General features: G+C 68.8%; 13 protein-coding genes. 7 read left to right on the forward strand and 6 right to left on the reverse strand.

Annotation, left to right across the window (positions count from 1 at the left end; genetic code table 11):
• The first annotated feature begins 74 nt into the window (after positions 1–74).
• From queC to HPA02_RS01915, 4 genes are read left to right on the forward strand one after another with little or no spacing between them, the layout of a single operon-like run.
• Positions 75–785 (forward strand): 7-cyano-7-deazaguanine synthase QueC, encoded by a 711-nt coding sequence (queC, locus tag HPA02_RS01900; RefSeq protein ID WP_146801340.1) that lies wholly within the window; start codon positions 75–77, stop codon positions 783–785.
• Complete coding sequence (gene queE / locus HPA02_RS01905; protein WP_146801342.1) at positions 785–1,429, forward strand: 7-carboxy-7-deazaguanine synthase; 645 nt, start codon at positions 785–787, stop codon at positions 1,427–1,429. The genes queC and queE overlap by 1 nt, the downstream gene beginning before the upstream one ends.
• Before the next feature lie 37 nt (positions 1,430–1,466).
• Positions 1,467–2,312 (forward strand): 6-carboxytetrahydropterin synthase, encoded by an 846-nt coding sequence (locus HPA02_RS01910; protein ID WP_146801344.1) that lies wholly within the window; start codon positions 1,467–1,469, stop codon positions 2,310–2,312.
• Positions 2,309–2,578, forward strand: coding sequence for a YkgJ family cysteine cluster protein (locus HPA02_RS01915; RefSeq protein WP_146801346.1), 270 nt, complete (start codon positions 2,309–2,311; stop codon positions 2,576–2,578). The genes HPA02_RS01910 and HPA02_RS01915 overlap by 4 nt, the downstream gene beginning before the upstream one ends.
• Before the next feature lie 63 nt (positions 2,579–2,641).
• Here HPA02_RS01915 and HPA02_RS01920 read toward each other — a convergent pair whose 3' ends face one another.
• The 3 genes from HPA02_RS01920 to HPA02_RS01930 all read right to left on the reverse strand — a co-directional run bounded on the left by HPA02_RS01920 (position 2,642) and on the right by HPA02_RS01930 (position 7,690).
• Positions 2,642–6,532, reverse strand: coding sequence for an ATP-binding protein (locus HPA02_RS01920; RefSeq protein ID WP_146801348.1), 3,891 nt, complete (start codon positions 6,530–6,532; stop codon positions 2,642–2,644).
• 61 nt (positions 6,533–6,593) lie between these two features.
• A complete protein-coding gene (locus HPA02_RS01925) occupies positions 6,594–7,232 on the reverse strand; it encodes a MiaE family protein (protein ID WP_244945838.1) in 639 nt (212 codons plus the stop codon).
• A 2-nt stretch (positions 7,233–7,234) separates the two neighbouring features.
• A complete protein-coding gene (locus HPA02_RS01930; RefSeq protein WP_146801353.1) occupies positions 7,235–7,690 on the reverse strand; it encodes a DUF1289 domain-containing protein in 456 nt (151 codons plus the stop codon).
• 290 nt (positions 7,691–7,980) lie between these two features.
• On the opposite strand from HPA02_RS01930, the gene acnB reads away from it, so the two are divergent.
• Together acnB and rraA are read left to right on the forward strand one after the other, a co-directional pair.
• The gene (acnB, locus tag HPA02_RS01935; RefSeq protein WP_146801355.1) at positions 7,981–10,584 is read left to right on the forward strand and encodes a bifunctional aconitate hydratase 2/2-methylisocitrate dehydratase; all 2,604 of its coding nucleotides are present in this window, start codon (positions 7,981–7,983) and stop codon (positions 10,582–10,584) included.
• A 190-nt stretch (positions 10,585–10,774) separates the two neighbouring features.
• Complete coding sequence (gene rraA, locus HPA02_RS01940) at positions 10,775–11,263, forward strand: ribonuclease E activity regulator RraA (protein ID WP_146801357.1); 489 nt, start codon at positions 10,775–10,777, stop codon at positions 11,261–11,263.
• Positions 11,264–11,337: 74 nt separating this feature from the next.
• On the opposite strand, the gene HPA02_RS01945 is transcribed toward rraA, so the two are convergent.
• Positions 11,338–12,585 (reverse strand): dicarboxylate/amino acid:cation symporter, encoded by a 1,248-nt coding sequence (locus tag HPA02_RS01945; protein ID WP_222593968.1) that lies wholly within the window; start codon positions 12,583–12,585, stop codon positions 11,338–11,340.
• Between the two features lie 319 nt (positions 12,586–12,904).
• Between HPA02_RS01945 and HPA02_RS01950 the strand changes: the two genes are divergently transcribed.
• A complete protein-coding gene (locus tag HPA02_RS01950; protein ID WP_146801362.1) occupies positions 12,905–14,776 on the forward strand; it encodes a glycerophosphodiester phosphodiesterase family protein in 1,872 nt (623 codons plus the stop codon).
• Between the two features lie 88 nt (positions 14,777–14,864).
• Here HPA02_RS01950 and HPA02_RS01955 read toward each other — a convergent pair whose 3' ends face one another.
• Together HPA02_RS01955 and ppsA are read right to left on the reverse strand one after the other, a co-directional pair.
• Complete coding sequence (locus HPA02_RS01955) at positions 14,865–16,673, reverse strand: gamma-glutamyltransferase family protein (protein WP_146801363.1); 1,809 nt, start codon at positions 16,671–16,673, stop codon at positions 14,865–14,867.
• Positions 16,674–16,811: 138 nt separating this feature from the next.
• A complete protein-coding gene (ppsA, locus tag HPA02_RS01960; RefSeq protein WP_146801365.1) occupies positions 16,812–19,184 on the reverse strand; it encodes a phosphoenolpyruvate synthase in 2,373 nt (790 codons plus the stop codon).
• Positions 19,185–19,384 lie beyond the last annotated feature (200 nt).

Genomic DNA, 19,384 nt, shown 5'->3' on the forward strand with positions numbered 1-19,384 from the left:
TAGCGCCCTCCGGACCGGATCCCGGACACCCCCGCCATGGGCGGGGCAGGACAAATTCTCCGACAGGAACCCCTATGACGACTCCCTCCCGCGGCCGACGCGCCGTGATCATCTATTCCGGCGGCATGGACTCCTTTACCGTGCTGCACCAGGCCCTGGCCGAGGGCCTCGAGGTTCACGCCCTCTCCGTCGACTATGGCCAGCGCCATCATCGCGAACTCGATACCGCGCGGCGCGTCTGCCAGGCCCTGGGCGTGCCCCATCAGGTGGTCGACCTGCGTGCCATCCACGGCCTGGTGGATGCCTCGGCGCTCACCGATACCGCCCAAGCCCTGCCCGAGGGCGACTACGCCGCTGATAACCTGGCCGCCACCGTGGTGCCCAACCGCAATATGATCCTGCTCTCCCTGGCCCTGGCCAAGGCGATCAATATCGGCGCCGAGGAAGTGCGCTACGGCGCCCATGGCGGCGATCACGACCTCTACCCGGACTGCCGGCCCGAGTTCGTGCGTCGCATGCAGGCCGCCGCCGAGGTGTGCGACTTCGCGCCGCTGCGCCTGACAGTGCCCTTCCTGCACAACAGCAAGGCCGAGATCCTCGCCGCGGGCCTGGCGCTGGGCCTGGATTATGCCGACACCTGGACCTGCTATCGGGGCGAGGCCCTGGCCTGTGGGCGCTGCGGCAGCTGTCGCGAGCGCCTGGCCGCCTTCGCCGCCAATGGCGTGGTCGATCCCCTGGCCTATGCGGCCGATAGCCCGCGCCCCGACCTGGCGGGAGGCCGCTGATGTACCACGTCAAGGAGGCCTTCTACTCGCTGCAGGGGGAAGGCGCCCGGGCCGGCCGCGCCAGCGTCTTCTGCCGCTTCAGCGGCTGCAACCTCTGGTCGGGGCGCGAGGCGGATCGCGACACCAGCATCTGCCGCTTCTGCGACACCGACTTCATCGGCAGCGATGGCCAGAACGGCGGCCGCTTCGCCGACGCCGAGGCCCTGGCCGCCCACCTCTGCGCCCTCTGGCCCGACTCCCGGGGCGTGGCCACCCCCTATGTGGTCTTCACCGGCGGCGAACCCCTGCTGCAGCTCGACCCCCCGCTGATCCAGGCCATGCAACGCCTCGGCTTCGAGGTGGCGGTGGAGACCAACGGGACCCTGCTACCGCCGCCGGGCATCGACTGGCTCTGCGTCAGCCCCAAGGGCCGTGCCGAACTGGCGGTCGATGGCGGTGACGAGCTGAAACTCGTCTACCCCCAGGCGGAGGCACCGCCGGAACGCTTCCAGGCCCTGGACTTCGCCCACTTCTGCCTGCAGCCCATGGACCTGACCCCACGCGGCGGGACCGGCACCACCCTCGACGCCTGCGTCGACTACTGCCTCGCCCACCCCCAGTGGCACCTATCGCTGCAGACTCACAAGATCGCGGGGATCGATTGATGATGCAGACCCTCACCATGATCGCGGGGATCGACCGATGAGCCTGTTCGTCGATAACCTGACCCACCTGGACGCCTCCCTCTGGTGCCCTCGCCGCGGCCTGATCGGCATCAGTTGGGCGGTGGACGCGGAGCTGGACGGCGAGCTGGGCGAGGACGGCATGCTGTTCGACTTCGGCGAGGTCAAGCCGTGGATCAAGTCGCGCCTGGATGACGGCGCCGACCACACCCTGCTGGTGCCGACCCGGGCCCCGGGAGTGACGATCCAGGAATGTCGCGAGGGGCTGCGCCTGACCACCCGCGCCCCCTACCCCCTGGAGCTGCGCGCCCCGCGCCAGGCCTTCACCCTGCTGCCCTGGGCCGAGGTGCGCCGCGAGGCCCTGGCCGAGCACCTGGCCGGCGAGCTGATGCGTCGCCCGCCGCCACGGGTCTCGGCCATCCGCCTGACCCTGCGCGACGAGGCCATCGACGGCGCCGCCTACACCTACAGCCATGGCCTGCGCCAGCATGCCGGCAACTGCCAGCGCATCGCCCACGGGCACCGCTCACGGCTGCATATCTGGCGCAACGGCCACCGCGCCCCGGACCTCGAGGCCCGCTGGGCCGCGCATCTGGCGGACAGCTACCTGGTCGACGGCGACGACCTGGTGAGCGATCCCGACGACGACCCGCGGCAGCTGAGCTGCGCTTACCGGGCCCCCCAGGGGGAGTTTCGCCTGCGCCTGCCCGCCGAGCGCTGCCGGGTGCTGCCCAGCCAGACCACGGTGGAGCGCATCGCCCTGTGGCTCGCCGAGACGATCGCCGCCGCCGAGGGCGGGCGCATTCGGGTCCAGGCCTTCGAGGGCATCGGCAAGGGTGCCTTCGCCGAGGCCGGCACCCCATGACCGAACGCCAGGACGAGGCGGGCTGCCGCCCCGGCTGTGGCGCCTGCTGCATCGCGCCCTCCATCAGCTCGCCGATTCCCGGCATGCCCCAGGGCAAACCCGCCGGGGTGCGCTGCGTGCAGCTCGACGAGGCCAACCTGTGTCGGCTATTCGGCGACCCGCGACGCCCGGCGGTGTGCGAGCGCTTCGCCTTCGACGCCGCGCTGTGCGGCGAGCATCGCGACCAGGCCCTGATACGGATCCGCGAGCTGGAGGCGATGACCTGACGCCCCCTGGAAACGATTCGGGCCCCGGCATTGCCGGGGCCCGAGTCGTTGCCGCGGAGGGAGTCAGGACTCCAGTCGCGCGGTCTGCTCCTGGCGCTGATCGAGCAGCATTCGCCAGCGCACCAGCACCGGGGCATCGCTGGGCGAGACCTCGCCGAGCAGGCGCCGGAACCGCTCGCGGGCCTGGCCATCCTGGGGGTCCACCAGGGTCAGCCACAGCTCCAGGGCATTGAGCTGCTGATGCAGGTTCTCGTGCAGGGCGGCCTGGCGCAGCGCCTGCTCCACCAGCAGACGCACTTCCTGGCCCGGGCGCCCCAATTGGTGGCGCACCCGCGCCAGCTGGATGGCCAGCTCCGGCACATAGAGCGAGGTCCGCTCCTGGGCGATCAGCAGGCACTGATCCAGGTAATCCTCGGCGCGGGTCAACTCTCCCAGGGCCACGCAGGCATCGACGAACCACAGCACCGGACGCTGGTAGCGATCGCGGCCGGTGACCTCATCGAACTCCTCCATGCCCGCCTCGAGCAGGGCCAGCCCCTCCCGGTCGCCGGCCAGGGCCCGCTGCCAGCCAAGCATGCCCTGGGCCGACATCTGCCACAGGTGCAGGTCCGGGGTGCCGGTCAGGTCGAAGGCGCGCTGGGCGCGCATCCCGGCCAGGTGCACATGGCCCAACTGGCGGTACATGGCCGCCGAGAAGAGCAGCGCCATGGCCAGGGACCCCGGATGGTTGAAGCCCTCGGCGAGGCGGATCGCCGCCTCCGCTTGTTGCTCGGCGCGCTGATAGTCGCCGCGCAGGCAGAGCGCCCAGCCCTGGAAGCAGGCCGCCGCCACCTGGGGATGGTCGGAGAACGGCAGCCACTCGATGAGCATCGGCGCATTGAGGGGGTCGATCTCCTCCAGGTGGTCATAGGCCTGACGGATACGCCCCGCCCAGTACTCGCAATGGGCCCGGGCGTAGTCGGCCAGGCGCCGGTAGCGGGGATCCTCCAGCTCGTCCGCCAGGGTGGCCAGCTTGGCGGCCAGGGAGAAGGCATCGGCATGGGCATGGCGCTGGCTGCAGCCGACCCAGAGGCCCCACTTGACCAGGAAGCGCTGCTCCAGGTCGTCGGACTCCTCCTCGTCGCCGCGCGGCGGCAGCAGCTCCTGGGCGCGCACGAAGCTGTCGTGGGCGGTGGGCGAGCCGTGTCCTTCCAGGGCGAAGGCCGCCTGGCCGCGCACCGTCAGCAGGCTCACCTCCCGCTCCTGCTGCCCCTCCACATGGCGCAGGCTGGCCAGGCCGGCGTCGGCCATGCGCAGGGCGGTGCGGTTGGCACTCACCTTGAGGGCCTCCCGAGCGGCCAGCTCGAAGTAGCGGGCGCCCCGGGCATAATGGCCGCTGCGCCGCAGATGGGTGGCGAAGTCGCCGGGATGGCGACTGATCCACATCGGGAAACGCTCCTCGATCAGGGTCACCACCTGGCCATGGATCGCTACCCGCACGTCCCGCGGACAGGAGAGGTAGGCGGCCTCCTGGAGCAGTTGATGGCTGAACTGGTATTCGTACTCGCCCCCCGTCGGGCAGGCCTCGATGATCTCCAGGCGAATCATCTGCTCGATGGCCCGCTTGAGGCGCTCGCCGGACCAGCCGCTGCATTCGGCGAGCAGGTCGACGCGGAACTGGCGCCCCAGCACCGCCGCCACATGGGCCACCTCGCGCTCGGCATCGAGCTGATCGATACGGCCGGCCAGCAGGCCCAGCAGGCCCTGGGGCAGGTCATCGAGCTGGACGCTGCGCCCCTCGCGGCGGTCCATGTCCAGCCGCCGGCAGATCTCCTGGAGATAGAGGGGCACGCCGTCGCAGCGCTCGATCAGCTGGCTGCGCAGCCGCGGGCTCAGATGCAGCCGGTAGCGCCGCGCCAGCTGCGACAGCAGCCGCGACGACTGCAGGGCGTCCAGGCGCCCCAGGCTCAGTTGCTGATCCCAGTGCAGCCGCGCCGGCAGCGACTCGCGGCCATGGTGGCTGGCCACCAGCAGCAGCGGACAGTTGATCGGCAACCGCGCCTGCAGGCTGGAGAGCACCTTGAAGGAGGGCTCGTCCAGCCATTGAATATCGTCGATCATCAATACCAAGGTGCGTCGGGCGGTGAGGGTCTCCACCAGCGCCTGGAGCAACTGCACGACCAGCTCCAGGGCCTCGCCGCTCTGGGCCAGCACCGCCACCTCGGCGGGCTCGCGAATGCCCAGCGCCTCCTCCAGCAATTGACGCCGCTCCGGGGAGTCCGCCAGCCCCGGGTAGTCCTCCAGCAGGCGCCCCAGGCGTGCCTCGTCCACTTCGCCGCCCAGGTGCCAGCGCAGTAGCTGGCGGGCCACCCCGTAGGGGGAGTGCACCGAGAGGCGGGTGGTGGGTTGCCAGCAGATGGCGGTGTCGCGGCTCTGCTCGAGTTGGCGGAAGCCCACCAGCAGCGCCGACTTGCCCATGCCCGAGGCGCCGCGCACCAGCACGCTCTGGCGCAGGCCGATCCCGGCCCGGGCCAGGGCATCGCGCAGCTTGCGCAGCGCCGCCTCGCGCCCCACCAGGCTGGGCGGCAGCGCCTCGCGGCCGCCCTCGTTGGTGCCCAGCACCAGGGCTCGCAGGCGCACCTTGCCATCACAGGCCACCAGCCGCGAGGAGAGGCGCGGCTGCAGGTCCAGGGCCGGCGGCATATGCTGGCTGGCCTCCTGGGAGATCACCAGCTCGCCGCCCTCGGCGGCGCTCATTAACGCCAGGGCCTTCTGGGTAACCTGCCCCAGGGGGTCGGCCAGCTGACGCTCCGGCAGATAGACCACCCGGCCGCTGTTGAGGCCCGCCGCCAGGGTGAAGCGCGGCACGCCGCCCTCCCCGCCCCAGTGGCGCGCGCTCTCCTCGGGCAGCGCCTTGCGGCAATGCTCGTAGAGGGCCACCAGCTCGGCCAGCTGGTGCGCCGGCCCATGGGTGCCGAAGCAGGCCAGGCCCAGGCCACCGGTGGCGCCGGGCAACCAGAACCCGCCCAGGTGGTGACACTGCTGCTCCAGCCAGCGCATCAGCTCGATCTGCAGCGCCAGGCTGGCGTGGGTGGCGTCCCGGGCGGAGAGGTCCTCCTCCAGGCTCAGGCGAATGGCCATCACCGACAGCTGACGCTGCTCGATCTCGTCGTCACGCAGCGGCGCGCTGTCCAGGGCCAGGGCCCGGGAGAAGGCGCCCTGGGGCGAGAGGCGCTGGATCTCGGTCTGGCCGTCGGACCAGTAGCGGGCCAATTGCAGGAAGGTGGGCTCCGGCTGTTGGCCGGAGAGCGCCAGCAACTGCAGGTAGGCATTGTATTGCTCGTGGGCCGCCGCCGCCTGGCCCTGCTCCGCCAGCTGGCGCACCAACCGCTCATGGAAGGGACCATAGCCGGAGAAGCGGCTCACCAGGTCGCGCAGCAGCGACTCGGGCAGCTCGCCATGGGCCTCCAGCACCGCCTCGGCGAAGGCGATCACCCGCTGGCGCCACTCGTTGCGCACGCGCAGCAGCCAGCGCTGGAACTCGGCGCAGGCGGAGAGCTGCAACTCCTCCACCAGGTCGCCCTGATAGAGCGCCAGGAGCGCCTCCAGGGTGTCGATATCCGGCGGCTCGCGCAGCAGCGCCTGGAGCTCGTGGAGGTCGAAACGCCAATCCTCGGGAAGCTGGAAGGCGATGGTCTGGCGTGACACCACCAGCACTCGCTCGGCCTGCTCGCCCAGCGACTGGCGCAGGCAGTGCAGGGCATGGCGCAGGTTGGTGCGCCCGGAGGAGAGCCCCTGGTCGGGCCACAGCAGTTCGGCCAGGGTGGAGCGGTTGACCGGCTGTTCGTGGAGCAGCAGGTAGACCATCAACCCCTTGACCTTGTCGTAGCTGAACTGGGTCAGGGTGTCCTCGCCCAGGCTCAGTGAGAAATGGCCGAGCAGTGTCAGTCGCTCATCGACGGATGGATCCCGCATCGTCTTCGTTCCCGCGTTTATTGTGTCATCGGCAAGCGCCTTGCCGTCGGTTCCCTGGATCTCAGGCCGCCTCGGGGACACCGCTATGAAAGCGGAAGTCACCGTCCGGGGCCTCGATCAGGCGCGCCTCGCAGTCGGCGAGGAAGGCAATCCGTGCTTCCACCGCCTCGTCCCCCGCCTCTTCGGCGACGAGCCGCGCCAGCATCAAGTAATCCTCATAGTGACGCCCTTCCGACTTAACCAGACTGCGGTAGAACTTGGCAAGCTCGGTGTCCAGCCGCGGGATCAGGCAGGCGAAGCGCTCGCAGCTACGCGCCTCGATCAGGGCGCCCACGATCAGCAGGTCCACCAGGCGCAGCGGGTCCTCGCCGCGCAAGTGGCGGCGCAGCCCCTCGGCATAGCGGGAGGCGCTAAGGTGACGATAGACGATGCCCCGGGACTCCATCAGCTTGACCACCTGCTCGAAGTGCAGCAGCTCCTCCCGGGCCAGCTGCGACATCTTGGTCAGCAGCAGGGGACGATCCACGTAGCGGTACATCAGGCTCATGGCGGTGGAGGCCGCCTTCTTCTCGCACTGGGCATGATCGATCAACAGCACCTCCTGATTGACTAACGCCGCCTCGACCCAGGCCTGGGGCGTGGGGCAGCGCAGGAAGGAGAGCAGGTCCGGGGGCAACAGGGCCGTAGGGCTGTCTTGCATGGTCATCCTGAATACTGGCTATCGGTAAGGGAGTGATCGACCCGCGCCCGGGCCGCCTGGCCGAGGGCCTCGTTGAGGCAAGCGAAGAGCCGCGCCGGCGTCAGGTCCAGGCCATCGCCCTGGCGCACCAGGCCATAGCGGGAGAGCTCCTGGATACGCTCGCGGCCCACTCGCAGCAGTTCCACGGCGCGGGACAGCGGTGGTTGCTCCGGGCGCACCCGGATGCGGTGCCGCACCAGCTGGGTTTCCAGCAGGACCTCGTCGCTCACCGCCAGGAAGCGGGCGGCGACCGCGACCCTGAGGGCGTCGAGCTCGTCGATGCGCCGGCGGCGCTCGGCCTCGTCGTAACCGAGCCAGTCGCGGATCTCGTCCAGATGGCGCTGGCAGCCCCGGCACACAGTATCGCCGACGGTGGTGGAGCAGACCCCCACGCAGGGGGTGCCGATTCGCTGAGACATGGGCTTCCTCTCTGGGTCGATCCAAGCTCGGGCATCTTACCCGTCACTGGCCCCGCGGGACACTCCCCCGGCGACGCCGAGGGCAGCCGCCGACCAAAGTACGAGGCCCGCGGCTGGGGGGCTCGCTTAACATTGTCGACAGTTTCCCGTAGAATCCGCTTCACCTGAACCACGGTTACCACAGGCTCCAGGGCGACCCATCCTGACCCGTCGCCGACCCCGCAGAGGCCGTCAAGGCCCGGTCCGGCCGGCTCAACGCCCTGGCAAAGCAACTTGATGAGGGCCCAATCGTGCTTGAAGCATATCGCCAACATGTCGAGGAACGCGCCCAGGAAGGCGTCCCGCCGAAACCGCTGAACGCCGAGCAGGTCGCCGCCCTGGTGGAGCTGCTCAAGGCACCGCCCGCCGGCGAAGAAGAGTTCATCCTCGAGCTGATCACCGATCGCGTGCCCCCGGGCGTCGATGAGGCCGCCTACGTCAAGGCCGGGTTCCTGACCGCCATCGCCAAGGGCGAGGCCGAGTCCCCGCTGATCGACCGGATCCACGCGGTCAAGCTGCTGGGCACCATGCAGGGTGGCTACAACATCGCCTCCCTGGTCGAACTGCTCGACGACGCCGACCTGGCCAAGGAAGTCGGCGAACAGCTCAAGCATACCCTGCTGATGTTCGACGCCTTCCATGACGTGGAAGAGCGCGCCAAGGCCGGCAATACCGTGGCCAAGGAAGTGCTGCAGTCCTGGGCCGACGCCGAGTGGTTCCTCTCCAAGCCGGCCCTGGAGGAGAAGATCACCCTCACCGTCTTCAAGGTTCCCGGCGAGACCAACACCGACGACCTCTCCCCCGCCCCGGACGCCTGGTCGCGCCCCGATATTCCGCTGCATGCCCGCGCCATGCTCAAGAACGAGCGCGACGGCATCGCCCCGGAAGTGCCCGGCACCACCGGCCCGCTCCAGCAGATCGAAGCGGTCAAGGCCAAGGGCTTCCCGGTCGCCTACGTCGGCGACGTGGTGGGCACCGGCTCCTCGCGCAAGTCCGCCACCAACTCGGTGCTGTGGTTCTTCGGCGATGACATCCCCAACGTGCCCAACAAGCGCGCCGGCGGCTTCTGCTTCGGCGGCAAGATCGCCCCGATCTTCTTCAACACCATGGAAGACTCCGGCGCCCTGCCGGTGGAGATGGACGTCTCCAAGCTCGAGATGGGCGATGTCATCGACGTCTATCCTTACGAAGGCAAGGTCTGCAAGCACGGCACCGACGAGGTGCTGACCACCTTCGAGCTCAAGACCCAGCTGATCCTCGACGAGGTGCGTGCCGGCGGCCGCATCCCGCTGATCATCGGTCGCGGCCTGACCGGCAAGGCCCGCGAGTCACTCGGCCTGCCCCAGTCCGAGGTCTTCCGCCTGCCCGAGCAGCCCGCCGACACCGGCCGCGGCTTCACCCTGGCCCAGAAGATGGTCGGCAAGGCCTGCGGCCTGGACGGCGTGCGTCCGGGCATGTACTGCGAGCCGAAGATGACCACCGTGGGTTCCCAGGACACCACCGGTCCGATGACCCGTGACGAGCTCAAGGACCTGGCCTGCCTGGGCTTCCAGGCCGACCTGGTGATGCAGTCCTTCTGCCACACCAGCGCCTACCCGAAGCCGGTGGACGTGGAGACTCACCACACCCTGCCCGACTTCATTATGAACCGCGGCGGCGTCTCGCTGCGCCCCGGTGACGGCATCATCCACTCCTGGCTGAACCGCATGCTGCTGCCCGACACCGTGGGCACCGGTGGCGACTCCCACACCCGCTTCCCGATGGGCATCTCCTTCCCGGCGGGCTCCGGCCTGGTGGCCTTCGCCGCCGCCACCGGGGTGATGCCGCTGGATATGCCGGAATCGGTGCTGGTGCGCTTCAAGGGCCAGCGTCAGCCCGGCGTCACCCTGCGTGACCTGGTCCACGCCATCCCTTACTACGGCATCCAGCAGGGCCTGCTGACCGTCGAGAAGTCCGGCAAGAAGAACGCCTTCTCAGGCCGCGTGCTGGAGATCGAGGGCCTCGAGGACCTCACCGTGGAGCAGGCCTTCGAGCTCTCCGACGCCTCCGCCGAGCGCAGCGCCGCGGGCTGCACCATCACCCTGAGCGAAGAGAGCGTCGCCGAGTACCTGAAGTCCAATATCACCCTGCTCAAGTGGATGATCAGCAACGGTTATGGCGACGTGCGCACCATCGAGCGTCGCATCCAGGCCATGGAAGAGTGGCTGGCCAACCCGAGCCTGATGCGCGCCGACAAGGACGCCGAGTACGCCGAGGTGATCGAGATCGACCTGGACGAGATCCGGGAGCCGATCCTCTGCGCCCCCAACGACCCGGACGACGCTCGCCTGCTGTCTGATGTGGCCGGCCAGCAGATCGATGAGGTGTTCATCGGCTCCTGCATGACCAACATCGGCCACTTCCGTGCCGCCGGCAAGCTGCTCGAAAAGCAGCCCGCGGGCAGCCTGAAGACCCGCCTGTGGCTGGCGCCGCCCACCAAGATGGACCAGCATCAGCTCACCGAAGAGGGCTACTACGGCATCTATGGTCGCGCCGGGGCTCGCATGGAGATGCCGGGCTGCTCGCTGTGCATGGGTAACCAGGCGCGGGTGGCGCCGAAGTCCACCGTGGTCTCCACCTCGACCCGTAACTTCCCCAACCGCCTGGGCGACGGCGCCGACGTCTTCCTGGCCTCCGCGGAGCTGGCCGCCGTGGCCGCCGTAGTGGGCCGCCTGCCCAGCGTCGAGGAGTACCAGGGGTACATGAGCGAGTTCGATGCCCTCTCCGGCGAGATCTATCGCTACATGAACTTCCACGAGATCGAGGAGTACCAGAAGGCCGCCTCGAACGTGATTCCGGTAACCCAGGAGGCCTAAGCGCCGCCCGGGACACCGAGGCCGGTGGGTGGGAGGACCGAGGCCCTCCCCTCGCCGGCGCCTCATCGACTCCGATGCTCGCCATATCGCATGCCCAAGGGCAGAGCCGATGACCGAAACGCCCCGCCTCGTGCGGGGCGTTTTTCTTTGCCATCATGCCATTTCGACTTCCATCGCAAGGAGACGCCCCATGCCCCAGATCGTTACCCCGGATATCTGCGACGCTCACCCCGAGGTTCGGGTCCTGGACCCGCTGTTCGTTAACTTCGGGGGCCGGGAGGCCTTCCATGGCCCCATCCGCACCGTCAAGTGCTTCGAGGACAACTCCCTGGTCAAGCAGGCGGTGGCCGAGCCCGGCGAGGGCGCGGTGCTGGTGGTGGATGCCGGCGGCTCCAGCCGCTGCGCCATGCTCGGCGATATGCTCGCCGAACAGGCCGCCGACAACGGCTGGGCCGGCGTGGTGATGTACGGCTGCGTGCGCGACGTGGACGTGCTGGCGGAGACCGAGCTGGGTATCCAGGCCCTCGGTGCCCATCCGCGCAAGAGCGAGAAGCGCGGCGAAGGTAGCCGCGATATCCCGGTCACCTTCGCTGGCGTGACCCTGGCTCCCGGGCAGTGGCTCTATGCCGACAACAACGGCATCCTGGTGGCCGAGGCCGAGCTTCCCCTACAAGCCTGAGCCTCGGGCATGACGCACAGAAAGCCGCCGCGGCAGAGCCGCGGCGGCTTTTTTATGCCCGATACGGGGGCAACTCAAGTGGCCTGGGACGACACCGGATGCGCCTCGGCTTCGACCTCGCTGGCTTCCGGTACCAGACGATCCACCACCGTGGCGCAGGCGGCATCGCCGGTGATATTCAGGGCGGTGCGGATCATGTCGAAGATCCGATCCAGGGCGAACAGCAGCGGCAGCCCCTCCACCGGAATGCCCGCGGCGAGCAGCACCGCCACCACCAGGAAGGAGGGACCCGGTACCCCGGCCTGGCCGATGGCCCCCAGGGTCGCGGTGAAGATGATCGCCAGGTAGGCGCCCAGGCCCAGCTCCACGCCGAACAACTGGGCAAAGAACATCGCCACCAGGCCATAGTAGATGGCGTTGCCGCTCATATTGATGGTCGCCCCCAGGGGCAGCACGAAGGCGGAAGTGGCACGCGACACCCCCAGTTCACGGGTCGCCACCTCCAGGGTCACCGGCAGGGTGGCCATGGAAGAAGCGGTGGAGAGCGCCACCACCTGGGGCTTCTTCATGCGGCCCAGGAAGTGGCGTACCGGCATGCCGGTGGCGCCCTTGACCACCAGGGGGTAGAAGACGAAGCCGTAGAGGGCAATGGCCAGCACATAGACGCCGAACAGCTTCGACACCAGCATCAGCACATCGAAGCCGAAGGTGCCCACCGCATCCGCCATCAGCCCGAAGACGCCCACGGGGGCGAAGCGCATCACGACGTTGAGCATCCACACCAGGGCGTCGATCAGGGTCGACATGCCGGCCATCAGCGGTGCGGTGCGCTCGCTATCGAGCCGCGACAGGGCCAGACCCAGGAACAGGCAGAACACCAGGATCTGCAGGATATTGCCGTCGCCGAGGGCGGCGAAAACATTGGTGGGAATCATCCCCAGCAGGGTGGCGAAGACCCCGGGCACCTCGCCGCGATCGGCATACTCGGCGGAGAACATCGCTTCCACGGCGCCCAGCGCCAGGCCGCTACCGGGCTGAAAGAGGGCCCCCATGGCGAGCGCCAGGGCCACGGCCACCGCCGAGGTGAGCATAAAGAAGGCGAAGGTGGCCAGGCCGATGCGTCCCGCCGCCGGGCTGGCGCCGAGGCCGGCGGCCCCGGAGACGATGGCCACCACGATCAGCGGCACCACCAGCATCATGATCAGATGAATGAAGAGACGCCCCAGTGGCGCAAAAACCGCCGCGGCCTCGCCCATCAGGCCCCCCACCAGGGCCCCCACCAGCATGGCGATCACCACCTGCACGCCGATACTGCTTAACATGCGCTTCGTCATAGGTACTGCCCATTCTGATTGTCTAGAAAAACGAAGCGCGCATGGTATAACGACTACCAACAAATAAAAAAACAGAATTTATCACCCGTTTTATAGCGAATGATCACTACCTTTATTTTCTCGACCAGGGATCTCATGGCGGGAATAGCCAAGGATGGTCAGCACGCCTCAGCGCTGGCAGGCCCCCAGGCGACTCCTAAGCTTTACGGCACAGGAGCCTTGCCAACCCTGGCGGTCGCGGCGGCCTCGTTGCCAAGGACGACCGCTCGGTGGCAGGCTCGAGGCATTGTGGTAACCACGAGGCCCTATGCGGATTTCCACCCTCGCCAAGGATGTGCTGCGTGCGCTGGTCGATCACCGGCGTCCCCTGCTCGCCTATCACCTCGCCTTTACCCTGCTCGCCTCCCTGGTGCTGCTGCCGGCCATCGCCTGGAGCCTGGCCACCCTGCTGAGGCAGCTGGGGCGGCCGGTGATCGCCACCAGTGACCTGCTCGGCGCCCTGACTAGCGCCCCCGGGGGCCTCTGGCTGCTGGCCACCCTGGCCCTGACCTTCGTGATGCTCTACCTGCAGCAGGCCGGCTTCCTGTTGGTGGCGGTCAGCCCTCAGGGCAACCGCTATCGGCGCGCCTTCGAGGCCCTGGGGCGGGTTTTCTGGCGGCTGCCGCGGCTGGCCGGCCTGGCGAGCCTCCAGGTCGGCGCTCACCTGCTACTGCTCGCCCCCTTCGCCCTGGTGGTGGCGCTGCTCTACGCGCACTTCCTCGGTGACCTGGACCCCTACTATGTGCAGCACGGCCGTCCCCCGGCCCTCTGGGCCTTCCTCGCCACCGCCCTGCTGCCGACGCTGAGCTGGGCCATCCTGGCCGCCGGCCTCTATCTGCGCTGGAGCCTGGCCCTGCCGGCCCTGGTACTGGAGGACGACACGCCACGCCAGGCACTCGGACGCAGCTGGCGGCTGACCCACGGCCACCTGGGGCGCATCGCCCTGCTGTTGCTGAGCCTGCTGGCGCTGATCCTGCTGCTGCCGCCCTTGAGCAGTTGGGGCTACGATCGGCTCTTCACCCCCCTGCTGTCACGGGTCCCGGAGCACGCGGCCCTGCTGGTTCCGGCCATGCTGCTCTATCTGCTCGGTTACCTGCTGCTGACCCTGGCGCTGACCTTCCTGGGCCTGGCCGCCAATAGCCTGCTCTCCGGCGCCCTACTGATGCGCCTGGAGCCTACGCGCCTGCGCCTGCCTCGCCACGGGGCTCACCCGGAGCGCCTGGCCTGGTTGCTGGAAGTGGCGGTGATCATCGTCCTCGCCGTTCAGGCGGGCCTGGTGCTCAACCGAGTCGAGCTGCGCGACGAGGTGGCCATTATCGCCCACCGGGGCAGCTCGGCGCTGGCCCCGGAGAACAGCCTGCCAGCCATCGAGCGGGCCGTCGCCGACGGCGCCGACGCGGTGGAACTGGACGTGCGGCTTACCGCCGACCAGCGGGTCGTGCTCTATCATGACGCGACCCTGCGCCGCCTGGCCGGCGACCCGCGCCGGCTGAGCGAGCTGAGCCTCGAGGCGCTCGCGGCCGTCGACCTGGGCAGTTGGTTCGGCGATGCCCATGCCGGCCTCGGTATCGCCACCCTGGAGGAGGCGCTGGCCGCGGTGCGCGGGCACGCCGGGCTGATGATCGATCTCAAGCCCGACCCGGGGCAGGAGGCGGCCCTGCTGGATGGCGTGCTGCGGGCCCTGCGCCAGGAGGCCGTGCAGCGCCGCCGCTGTCGCGAGACGCAGCCTCTGCCACTGTGGTCACGCTGCGGTGATCCCGACGTGATCGCCGAGACCCGGCTGGCCACCCAGTCGCCGGCGGTGCAACGACTGATCGCCCAGCGCGAGCCGCGGCTGCGCCTCACCCTGCTCGCCCAGCTGATCCTGCCCGGCACCCTGGAACGCCGCGGCTTCGATGCACTGGGCCTGCGCCACAACCGCATCACCGCCGGCGAGGTACGCCTGGCGCGGCGCCACGGCTATGAGATTCATGCCTGGACGGTCAATGACCCGGCGCGAATGTCGCGGCTGATCGACCTGGGGGTGGACGCCATTATCACCGACCGCCCCGAGCGCCTGGCGGCGCTGCTCGCCGAGCGCGACACCCTCAGCGACGGCGAGCTGCTGCTGATCAAGCTGCGTAACTGGCTACGCAGCTAGTTCAGGACTAATCCCTCATCACTCCCCCATCACGATGCCTTCGCGACGCCGGGGTCCTGGCGTTCGCGCGCCACCGATCCCTCCCCCATCACTCCCCCATCACGATGCCTTCGCGACGAGGATCGGCGCCACCGAAGAACCCCGACTCGGTGGCGCGGATCGCCTGCAGGCCGCTGACCAGCTCCCGTTCCTGGACCTCATGACCGCGCTCGGCGAGCCCCTCCCGGGTCGCTGCCGGGAAGCGCCCCTCCTCTAGGTAGGCCGGCCCGCCCAGGGTGATGGCATGGGGCAGGTCCAGGGCCCGCTGGGCATCCAGCCCCCAGTCGAGCATGGCCACCAGTGACCTGGCGGTGTAGTGGATAATCGCCGCGCCACCCGGCGACCCGAGGCTCGCCACCAGGTCGCCGCTCTCGCCATCGAAGACCAGGGTCGGGCTCATGCTGGAACGGGGGCGCTTGCCCGGCTCCACCCGGTTGGCGATGGGCACGCCCGCCGCATCGGACGGGACGAAGGAGAAGTCGGTGAGCTCGTTATTGAGCAGGTAGCCCCCGGCGAGCCCGGTGCCGCCATCGGCCATGATCCGCGAACCGAAGGCGGACTCGATGGTGGTGGTCATGGCCAGGGCGTTGCCCGCCTCATCGACGATGCTGATATGGCTGGTGCCATACTCCGGCTGGGTCGGCTGGCTCGCCCAGGCGGTGGTGAGCGGCCCGGGGTGCCCCGGCTCGGCGCCGCCGCTGCCCAGGCTGGCCTCAGTGATCAGCGCGGCGCGCCCTGCCAGATAGTCCGGATCGAGCATCAGCGACCAGTCGCCGCCGGGGGCGTCTACGAAGTCCGGGTCGGCGATATAACGGTTACGGTCGGCGAAGGCCAGCCGCGAGGCCTCCAGGAACTGATGCAGCCAGGGCTCGCTGGGCCTGCCCGCCTCGTCCAGGGGGGGCACCGCCGGCAACCGCTCGAGCAGGCCGAGGATCTGCATCACCGTCAGATGGCCGGAGGACGGTGGCGGAAAGCCGCAGACTCGATAGGCGCGCCAGGGGCTGCACAGCGCCTCCCGGCGGCGTGCCTCGTAGCCGGCCAGGTCCGCCAGGCTGAGGCTGCCGGGACGCCCGGCGTGGCCCTGCACCCGCGCCACCAGGTCCTCGGCGATGGGCCCCTGCCGCAAGGCCTCGCTGCCGTGGGCGGCGATCTCCCGCAGAATGGCCGCCAGGGCCGGGTTGCGCAGGGTCTCGCCTACCGCCAGGGGCTCGCCCCCGGGGTAGTAGAAGGGCCCGGCCAGGGGATCGTCGCGCAGGGGCTGCTCCGCCGCCAGGCTGTCGTGCAGCCGTCGGCTCACCGGGAACCCCTGCTCCGCCAGGGCGATGGCGGGCTCGAAGAGGGAGGCCCAGGGCAATTGGCCCTGCTCTCTATGGGCCAGCTCGAGCATCGCCACGGTCCCGGGCGCGCCCACCGAGAGGCCACTGGCGGCGGCGTCCATAAAGGGCAAGGGCTCGCCGCGCTCATCCAGGAAGAGGGTCTCGTCCACCGCGGCGGGGGCGGTCTCGCGCCCCCCATAGGCCACCACCGCCTCGCCGTCGTGATGGACCAGGAAGGCGCCGCCGCCGATACCGCTGGACTGGGGCTCCACCAGGGTCAGCACCATCTGCACGGCGATAGCGGCATCGAGGGCGGAGCCGCCGGCGCGCAACACCTGATAGCCGGCGTCGGTGGCCAGCGGGTTGGCGGCGGCCACCGCGAAGCGCTGGGTCGCCCAGCCCGGTTTGTCGGTGGTCTCGGAGGCGACTTCCGGGGCAATGGCGGGCAGATCGTACTGGAAATCGGCCTGGGCGGCGGGGACACTCAAGGACAGCATCAGCGCCGCCGGGACCAGGCGGCGGCGGGGAAAGCGCATGGCCATCACAACACTCCTTGTCTGGGGATTCGGTCAGGGTATCAGCATAGCCCGACTTCACCGCAAAGGGCCGAGACGAACCACTCGACACGAAAAGGCCCGGGCGACAGCGTCGCCCGGGCCCGATGGAGCCGCCGGAAGGCGTTACTCCAGGGTCTCGCCGGCCAGCATAAACCAGGTCTCGAGCACCGCGTCCGGGTTGAGGGAGACGGAGTCGATGCCCTGTTCCATCAGCCACTTGGCCAGGTCCGGGTGATCGGAGGGCCCCTGGCCGCAGATGCCCACGTACTTGCCCTGGGCCTTGCAGGCGGCGATGGCCATGGCCAGCAGCTTCTTCACCGCCGGGTTCCGCTCGTCGAAGAGGTGGGCGATGATCCCGGAGTCGCGATCCAGGCCCAGGGTCAGCTGGGTCAGATCATTGGAGCCGATGGAGAAGCCATCGAAGTGCTCCAGGAACTCCTCGGCGAGCAGCGCATTGGCCGGCAGCTCGCACATCATGATCACCTTGAGGCCGTTGTCGCCACGCTTGAGGCCGTTGTCGGCGAGCAGCTCGACCACCTGGCGGGCTTCGTCGGGGGTGCGCACGAAGGGCACCATGATCTCCAGGTTATCCAGGCCCATCTCGTCGCGGACCCGCTTCAGCGCCTGGCACTCCAGCTCGAAGCAGGGCCGGAAGGCGTCGGAGATATAGCGGGAGGCGCCACGGAAGCCGAGCATGGGGTTCTCTTCCCCGGGCTCGTAGAGCTTGCCGCCGATCAGGTTCTCGTACTCGTTGGACTTAAAGTCCGACAGGCGCACGATGACCCGGTTGGGGTAGAAGGCCGCGGCCAGAGTGCTGATCCCCTCCACCAGCTTGTCCACGTAGAAGCTGACCGGGTCGGTGTAGCCGGCGGTGCGGGCATCGATGGTCTGCTGCAGCTCCAGCGGCAGGGTGTCGTAGTCCAGCAGCGCTTTGGGGTGCACGCCGATCATGCGGTTGATGATGAACTCCAGGCGTGCCAGGCCGACCCCGGCATTGGGCAGGCCGGCGAAGCCGAAGGCACGATCCGGGTTGCCCACGTTCATCATGATCTTGAAGGGGATTTCCGGCATGGCATCGACGCTGGAGGTGCGGCAGTCGAAGTCGAGCAGGCCCTCGTAGACGTGACCGGTATCGCCCTCGGCGCAGGAGACGGTGACCTCGCGGCCCTCCGCCAGCACCTCGGTGGCATCGCCGCAGCCCACCACCGCCGGGATCCCCAGCTCACGGGCGATGATCGCCGCGTGGCAGGTGCGCCCACCGCGGTTGGTAACGATGGCCGAGGCACGCTTCATGATCGGTTCCCAGTCCGGGTCGGTCATGTCGGTGACCAGGATATCGCCCTCCTGGACCTTGTCCATCTCCTCCGGGGAGAGGATCACCCGCACCGCGCCACGGCCGATGCGCTGACCGATGGCACGACCGGTGACCAGGGTGCGCCCCTTCTCCTTGAGCTGGAAGCGCTCCAGCTTGCCGCCCTCCTGCTGGGAGACCACGGTCTCCGGGCGGGCCTGGACGACGTAGAGCTTGCCGTCGTCGCCGTCGAGGGCCCACTCGATATCCATGGGGCGCTGGTAGTGCTGTTCGATGATTACCGCCTGGCGGGCCAGGTCCATCACCTGGTCGTCATGGACACAGAAGCGGCCACGCTCGGCCAGCGGCACGTCCACGGTGGCCACCGACTTGCCGGCGCTGGCATCGTCGGTGTAGACCATCTTGATCAGCTTGGAGCCCAGGTTACGGCGCAGCACCGCCGGGCGACCGGCGGCCAGCGTCGGCTTGTGGACATAGAACTCGTCGGGGTTGACCGCCCCCTGCACCACCGTCTCGCCGAGACCCCAGGAGGCGGTGACGAAGACGGCGTCACGGAAACCGGACTCGGTGTCCAGGGTGAACATCACGCCACTGGCGCCGGTCTCGGAGCGCACCATCTTCTGGATACCGGCGGAGAGCGCCACGTTCTCGTGGGCATAGCCGCGGTGCACCCGGTAGGAGATGGCGCGATCATTGAACAGCGAGGCGAATACCTCGTGGACGGCGCGCTTGATGTTGTCGAAGCCCTCGATATTGAGGAAGGTCTCCTGCTGGCCGGCGAAGGAGGCGTCCGGCAGGTCCTCGGCAGTGGCCGAGGAGCGCACCGCCACCTTGAGGTTGGGGTGCTTGGCGAGCAGGGCGTCGTAGGCCGCGCGCAGGTGCGTCTCGAAGGTCGGCGGCAGCGGGGTATCGATCACCCACTGGCGAATCTCGGCGCCGACCCGGGCCAGCTCGGCCACGTCATCCACGTCGAGGCTGGCCAGGGCCGCATTGATGCGTTCGTTGAGGCCCTCGTGGGCGAGGAACTCGCGGTAGGCATGGGCGGTGGTAGCGAAGCCGCCGGGCACGCTGACGCCGGCCCCGGCCAGATTGGAAATCATCTCCCCCAGGGAGGCATTCTTGCCGCCGACGCGTTCGACATCATCCATGCCGAGTTGATCGAACCACAGAATGTACTCTTCCACGCGACCCCCTTATTCCTTGCGACGCCCGAAAGGCGGGCACCTTGACTAGAGGGCTTCACCCTACCAATGGCGGGACGCCTACGCCATTGGTCTAACAGCGAAGTCACTGAAGATTTTTTACAACAATCGCCCTTTTGCGGCGATTCTTGTAGTTGCCGGCCGGGCCGCCAGCCGGGACAATCGGGAAAATTCCCTGCCAT

Origin of the sequence: Bisbaumannia pacifica, from assembly GCF_007989625.1 — a bacterium.
GTDB lineage: Bacteria > Pseudomonadota > Gammaproteobacteria > Pseudomonadales > Halomonadaceae > Bisbaumannia > Bisbaumannia pacifica.

What these genes read in the sequence shown, in the direction of transcription:
- queC (WP_146801340.1), top strand. Translation starts at nt 75, where the DNA reads ATGACGACTCCCTCCCGCGGCCGACGCGCCGTGATCATCTATTCCGGC.
- queE (WP_146801342.1), top strand. Translation starts at nt 785, where the DNA reads ATGTACCACGTCAAGGAGGCCTTCTACTCGCTGCAGGGGGAAGGCGCC.
- HPA02_RS01910 (WP_146801344.1), top strand. Translation starts at nt 1,467, where the DNA reads ATGAGCCTGTTCGTCGATAACCTGACCCACCTGGACGCCTCCCTCTGG.
- HPA02_RS01915 (WP_146801346.1), top strand. Translation starts at nt 2,309, where the DNA reads ATGACCGAACGCCAGGACGAGGCGGGCTGCCGCCCCGGCTGTGGCGCC.
- HPA02_RS01920 (WP_146801348.1), bottom strand. Translation starts at nt 6,532, where the DNA reads ATGCGGGATCCATCCGTCGATGAGCGACTGACACTGCTCGGCCATTTC.
- HPA02_RS01925 (WP_244945838.1), bottom strand. Translation starts at nt 7,232, where the DNA reads ATGCAAGACAGCCCTACGGCCCTGTTGCCCCCGGACCTGCTCTCCTTC.
- HPA02_RS01930 (WP_146801353.1), bottom strand. Translation starts at nt 7,690, where the DNA reads ATGTCTCAGCGAATCGGCACCCCCTGCGTGGGGGTCTGCTCCACCACC.
- rraA (WP_146801357.1), top strand. Translation starts at nt 10,775, where the DNA reads ATGCCCCAGATCGTTACCCCGGATATCTGCGACGCTCACCCCGAGGTT.
- HPA02_RS01945 (WP_222593968.1), bottom strand. Translation starts at nt 12,585, where the DNA reads ATGTTAAGCAGTATCGGCGTGCAGGTGGTGATCGCCATGCTGGTGGGG.
- HPA02_RS01950 (WP_146801362.1), top strand. Translation starts at nt 12,905, where the DNA reads ATGCGGATTTCCACCCTCGCCAAGGATGTGCTGCGTGCGCTGGTCGAT.
- HPA02_RS01955 (WP_146801363.1), bottom strand. Translation starts at nt 16,673, where the DNA reads ATGGCCATGCGCTTTCCCCGCCGCCGCCTGGTCCCGGCGGCGCTGATG.